This is a genomic window from Kitasatospora sp. NPDC036755 (assembly GCF_040636595.1).
Taxonomy (GTDB): Bacteria; Actinomycetota; Actinomycetes; order Streptomycetales; family Streptomycetaceae; genus Kitasatospora.
Window position 1 is genome coordinate 1 of record NZ_JBEZUT010000542.1, and the last position, 3,624, is coordinate 3,624.

Genomic DNA, 3,624 nt, shown 5'->3' on the forward strand with positions numbered 1-3,624 from the left:
CCAGGTGGAGGCCAGGAACATCGCGTCCGGCACCGTCCACGGGCTGATCCACAGCTTGAGCGCGGCACCCGCGTACGCGCCGACCGACAGCTGGACCGGCCCGGGTCCACGCTGACCGCGGTGATGCCGGAGCCGGCCGGGGCCATCTCGGCGGTCGCCATGGTGAGCGCGAGCTGTGACTGCGCGTACGCCGCGACCCGCGCGTACCTCTTCGCCCGGTGCGGGTCCGCCCAGTTCATCGAGGCCGTGCGGTGCAGCGCGGAGGACACGTTGACGATCCGGGCGTCGCCGGCCGCCGCCAGCGGCGCGCGCAGCAGCCTCGACAGCAGGTGCGCGGCCAGGAAGTTGACCTGGAGCGAGACCTCGTTGCCGTCGTCGGTGAGGGTGCAGCGCTCCGGCGCCGGCGCCGCGGCGTTGTTCACCAGCAGGTCCAGCGCCGGACAGTGCTCGACGACCGTGCGGGCGAGCGTCGCGACCTCCGCGAGGTGGGTGAAGTCGGCTGCCAGTTCGACGAGTTGGTCCCGCCGGGCGCCCGCGGCGACCAGCCGACCGACGGCGTCCTCCGCCTCGGCGGCGGTCCGGGCGTGCACCAGCACGGTCGCGCCGTGCCCGGCGAGCAGCCGGGCGGTCTCCCAGCCGATCCCGGAGGACGCGCCGGTGACGAGGGCGGTACGGGCGGACAGAACAGTGTCGGGCATGACCCATCCAAGGGGTGGAAGGCACCGGCGGGGTGGGGAGGCGGCGCGGCACGGGCCGTCCGGATCCGGGACCCGCGGTGCGGGGAAAGGGTGTGGTGCGAAGGGATGAGGCGCGCCCGCCCCCCGGCCCACGGGACGACCGGGGACGGAGGGGCGGACGGCGGTGAGCGGCACGGACCCGGTGGACGACACCGGACCCGTGCCGCGCGGCCGGCGGTGAGCGGGAAGGAGCTCGGTCCTACCGGACGGCGGTGGCGACCGCGACAGCGCCGTTCCGCGGCCGACTATGCGGCGGGCGGTCGTGGTGGCGGGTCGAGCGGTGCATGTGCTCCATCAAAGCCCGACCACGTGCCCGGGACAAGCGCGTTCACCCTCCCTAACGAACCCCTGACACCCGGCCGCCACTTCCCTGACGCCTCCTTGACGCGCGCGCCGCCCGCCCCCGCGGCCCCCGCCGACCCCTGGGCCGCCCCCGACCTCTCCGCCGGTCCGTCCGCCGCCCCGGCCCCGGCACCCCGGGCCGTCCCGCCGTCGGCCGCCCCGCCCCAGCCGCCGTACCCGCTGCCCGCCGGGGGCTGGGCCTCCGTCACCCCCGCCGCCCGGTCCGGCTTCCCGCCCGGTCACCCGTACGCCCAGCCCCCCGGTCAGGGCCCGGCCGCCGTCCCCTTCCCCGGGTTCGTGCCCGGCCCCGCCCCGACCAACGGCTTCGCCGTCGGCTCGCTGGTCACCGGTCTGCTCCTGGTGGCCCCGGTGGCCCTGGTGTTCGGCATCCTCGCGCTGGTCCAGATCAACCGCCGCAAGGAGCGCGGCTCCGGCATGGCGGTGACCGGCCTGGTGCTCGGCACGGTCGGCACGGTGCTGCTGGTCCTCGCGCTCGGCGCGGCCGACTTCGGTTCGGCGCGGGCCGGCCGTTTCGGCGGGGCCCCGAAGGCGCCGGCCGGCTCGGTGCACTGGTCCGACCTCAAGGCCGGCGACTGCTACGACTCCCCCGGGGGCGGTTCGACGTCCGACGGGAACGGCGACGAGACGGTGTACTGGGTGCACCGGGTGGCCTGCGCCGAGCCCCACAACGGCGAGGTGGCGGGCACCGCCGACCTGCCGGGCCGCGACGGCGGCTACCCGGGCGAGAGCGAGGTCCGCGATTCGGCGGGCCGGCTGTGCCGCCAGGTGCTGGACGGCTACGCGCTCGACCAGTGGGTCCTCCCGGACGGCATGGACGACGTCTACCTCTACCCGACCGCGAGGAACTGGGAGTCCGGCGCGCGGTACGTCACCTGCGCCTACGAGGACCGCGAGGAGCAGCACCGCGGGACGGTCCGGACCGACCGGAGCAGCCTGACCGCGCCCCAGCTGGCCTACCTGGAGGCCGTGCGGAGCTTCAACGACGTCTACCTGGACCCGCCGGCGGGCGCGGTCTCCGAATCCGAGGCCGAGTACCGGGCGTGGGCCCGTCGGATGGCCGCGGCCTCCCGCGCCCAGGCGGCCGCGCTGGGCGGACCGTCGGCGCCCTGGCCGGCCGACGTCCAGCCGAAGATCGCCAAGCTGGCCGAGGCCACCTCGCAGGCGGCCGCCGCCTGGGACGCCGCGGCCTCCGGCGGCGACGTGGCGGGCGACGTCCGCCGGGCCAGGGCGCTGGTGGCCAAGTCGGCGCCGACGGCGCTGGAGGTGCGCCGCGGGTTGGGGCTGTCCACCGGTGAGCAGGTGCCCGACCTACGGGTCTGAGCGCCGCGCACCCGGTTACCGGCCGTTGACCAGGCCAAAACCCGGCGGTTACCCGGCGGCCCTACGGTCGTGGACACGTCCCCGGCCCGACCCCCACGCGAGCCGGGGACCGGCCCGTCCGACCAGGGCGGGACGGTCGGGGCCCGACAGCCGGCAACGGACCGGTCGGCAACGGCCCGCGACGGACCGCGACGGCAGGGAGCGGGACGGCCCGAGGGCGCCCCCGGTACCCTCCCGCCATGGGTACCCACCGGGTGATGCGGCAGGACGACAACGGCAACCGCTTCCTGGTCGCCAAGGGCCTCGATCCGGCCGAGGCCCGGCGGATGGCCGCCGAGTTCGAGGCCCGCGGCCACAAGCAGATGTACTGGGTCGAGGAGGACGGGGCGGCGGTGGGCCCCGAATCGGCGGACGGGTCGGTCCGCAACGCCTGAGCCCCGTAGGGTCGCGGTCATGGACGCCTCCCACGCCCCCGGCCCCGCCCACCCCGCCTCCGACGCCCCCGCCGCTCCCCGGATCGTGGTCGGCGGCGCCCTGGTCCACCGCGGCCGGGTGCTCGCCGCCCGGCGCAGCGCGCCCGAGTCGGTGGCCGGCCGGTGGGAGTTCCCCGGCGGGAAGGCCGAGCCCGGGGAGACGGAGGCGCAGGCGCTGGAGCGGGAGCTGCTGGAGGAGCTCGGCGTCCGGGCGCGCGCGCTGACCCGGCTGCCGGGCGCGTGGGCCGTGCGCCCCGGCCTGGAACTGCGCTTCTGGGCCGCCGAATTGCTGGCCGGCGAGCCGCGCGCACTGGAGGACCACGACGCGCTGCGGTGGCTCGGCCCGGACGAGCTGGACGCCGTGGACTGGATCGATCACGACCGTGACGTGCTGCCGCACGTCGCCCGGCTGCTCGCGGGCCCCGGATCCGGTCCCGGAGCGGGTGCCGCGGACAGCGCGCCGACGGCGGGCGACGCGCAGTCCGTCGAGTAGGTCAATCGGACAAGACGACCCGGGGGCCGGGATAGCCTGGGTGCTGCTGGGTATGTCACTTTTCGGCACTATTCGTCACCATCGGTGAGCCGTCCCCAGCCGGCGACGCCGATCCCGACCAGAGCCGGAGGCCCCGTCGGTGTCGAGTACCGGGAACGGTGGCGGGGGAGAGCGGCGGGCAGGCTCCACGGGGAGCGCCGCCGCCCGCGCCCGACTGCGCCGCGCCGCCCGTCCGGCC

The 3,624-nt window shown here is 76.8% G+C and carries 4 protein-coding genes; 3 read left to right on the plus strand and 1 reads right to left on the minus strand.

Annotated elements, in window-relative coordinates:
• Positions 1-698: SDR family NAD(P)-dependent oxidoreductase (locus AB0E96_RS39535; RefSeq protein ID WP_359831464.1), on the minus strand; the 698-nt coding region annotated here is incomplete at its 3' end.
• A gap of 420 nt (positions 699-1,118) precedes the next feature.
• Here AB0E96_RS39535 and AB0E96_RS39540 point away from each other — a divergent pair.
• From AB0E96_RS39540 to AB0E96_RS39550, 3 genes are all read left to right on the plus strand, one after another.
• Positions 1,119-2,420, plus strand: a complete 1,302-nt coding sequence (locus tag AB0E96_RS39540; protein WP_359831466.1) for a DUF4190 domain-containing protein — start codon at positions 1,119-1,121, stop codon at positions 2,418-2,420.
• 239 nt (positions 2,421-2,659) lie between these two features.
• Complete coding sequence (locus AB0E96_RS39545; RefSeq protein ID WP_359831468.1) at positions 2,660-2,854, plus strand: SPOR domain-containing protein; 195 nt, start codon at positions 2,660-2,662, stop codon at positions 2,852-2,854.
• A gap of 19 nt (positions 2,855-2,873) precedes the next feature.
• On the plus strand, positions 2,874-3,386 hold the full coding sequence (locus tag AB0E96_RS39550) for an NUDIX domain-containing protein (protein ID WP_359831470.1): 513 nt from the start codon (positions 2,874-2,876) through the stop codon (positions 3,384-3,386).
• The last annotated feature ends 238 nt before the right edge of the window (positions 3,387-3,624 follow it).

Coding starts and splice junctions, on each gene's coding strand:
- AB0E96_RS39550 (WP_359831470.1), top strand. CDS start 2,874: ATGGACGCCTCCCACGCCCCCGGCCCCGCCCACCCCGCCTCCGACGCC.
- AB0E96_RS39545 (WP_359831468.1), top strand. CDS start 2,660: ATGGGTACCCACCGGGTGATGCGGCAGGACGACAACGGCAACCGCTTC.